This window comes from Okeania sp. SIO3I5 (assembly GCF_010672085.1).
GTDB lineage: Bacteria > Cyanobacteriota > Cyanobacteriia > Cyanobacteriales > Microcoleaceae > Trichodesmium.
The window spans coordinates 1-1,843 of record NZ_JAAHHT010000501.1; the positions used below are offsets into that span (position 1 = coordinate 1).

Annotated in this window: 2 protein-coding genes; both read left to right on the top strand. The window is 36.0% G+C overall.

Translation table 11 applies throughout. The annotated features are described in order from the left end of the window. The first annotated feature begins 356 nt into the window (after positions 1 to 356). The gene (locus F6K40_RS40010) at positions 357 to 773 is read left to right on the top strand and encodes an element excision factor XisH family protein (protein ID WP_293145832.1); all 417 of its coding nucleotides are present in this window, start codon (positions 357 to 359) and stop codon (positions 771 to 773) included. Beyond that, the gene (locus F6K40_RS40015; protein ID WP_293145835.1) at positions 761 to 1,096 is read left to right on the top strand and encodes a XisI protein; all 336 of its coding nucleotides are present in this window, start codon (positions 761 to 763) and stop codon (positions 1,094 to 1,096) included. Before F6K40_RS40010 ends, F6K40_RS40015 begins: the two co-directional genes overlap by 13 nt. The last annotated feature ends 747 nt before the right edge of the window (positions 1,097 to 1,843 follow it).

Here is a 1,843-nt window from a genome sequence, read left to right on the forward strand (position 1 = left end):
GTGGGAAGTGTGGGAAGTAGGAGGAATAATTGTACCTGTATCTTTTTGGGAAGTGTCTGCCACCCGTCCTAAATTTTTAGTCTTAAAGGCTAAAAAATTTGCACTTTTTTCGCTCCCCAAGTGCCCTAAACCTTGATATATCAGTGCTTTTAGATTATATTGGCCCGGCATACTAGGGCGTTTCCCACACTTTATTGATGCACAACCAACAATTCCCTATTCCACCAAAAATGACACCAAATTTGTCTTTTACCCTGACAAATCTCATCTGCAATTTCTTGCAGGCAAGGAGGATATAAAAGGAAGAAGGCAACTAGATTAAAACCAGTCTTTATTAAGTAGAAAAACTTTAACTAATGTTTGCTAAAGATATCTTTCACGATACAGTCAAACGTGCTCTTGAAAAAGAAGAATGGACTATAACTCACGATCCTTTGCCTGTCGCTTCTGGTGATGTAGGAATGTCTATCGATCTAGGTGCAGAAAAATTAATTGCTGCTGAAAAAGAGGGGCAAAAAATCGCTGTTGAGATTAAAAGTTTCCTGGGAAAATCGGCAATTTATGATTTCCATCTTGCTGTCGGACAGTTTATTAATTACCGTTTAGCTTTGAAAGAAATAGAATCGTCTCGCGTACTTTATTTGGCTGTTCCTATAGAAACAAATCGAGATTTTTTTAGCAGACCATTTATTCAGACTTCCATCGCATACAACGAAATTAAACTAATAGTTTATGATTTAGATATGGAGGTAATTGTTGAATGGAAAAACTAGAAAAGTACCGAGAAGCAATTAAAAAAGTAATTTCCGAATACGGGCAATACAAACTCGATCTAGAAGATGTCAAAACCGAATTAATTTTTCATCGAGAAGGAGACAATTATTTATTATTTAGGGTAGGTTGGCATAAAAGGAGACGAATTTATGGCTGTATTATGCATGTCGATATTATCGATGAAAAAATCTGGATACAGTACAATGGAACCGAGGTCGATCTTGCTGAAGAATTAGTGACATTAGGAGTTCCTAAAAACGATATTGTTTTAGGATTTCATTCGCCCTATATGAGGCAATTTACTGAGTATGGAATGAGTTAATTGGGGTCGGTAGAAATCAAGGCTCGCCCCCACTCCATATTGAATTTTCCGATATTTACTTTTACCGAAATAATTAATAGTTAAACAATTAAATAATTAAATAATTCAGGTTTAAAGCCTCCCCTTGGATAGGGGGAAAAAGCGGTTGGCAAGCGGAGCAGTCCGTTAGGATGGGATGGATAGGTGATCTAACCATATACAATCAACCAAGAGAAATAAATCTTTTCCTTTTAGGGAGAGGTAATTATCAATTATCCATTATCCATTATCCATTAATGAAAAGTCTATCTCTAAAAGTTGCAGAATTTTATCAATGGTATTTATCTATTCCTTCTTGGCAATATCTAATTGTACTTTGATGTTCATTTTAATTCAGTTTTAAGAACCTATCCCACTAATAATATTTTTGTTGAAAAGCCCAAATATTGTTAAAGATAAAAACGAAAAACCCAGCTTTTCAGGAAAATTTTACTTAAGTAAATAAGCATTTTTAGAATAGTGGGATAGGTTGAATATTATATAGGTAATTTTAGCTCTGTATATTATTAACAGGCAAGATGCCTGTTTTATAGAGGTTTGGATCAATCTAATCAATTATATCATGTCCGGTAGCATCGGTATTGTATAGCAAAGGTAGGGAACAGGGAACAGGGAGGAGGGAGGAGGGAGGAGGGAGGAGGGAGGAGGGAGGAGGGAGGAGGGAACACTTAATCGGAAGAGAATACGTCTGAAATCCAGGCACTTACT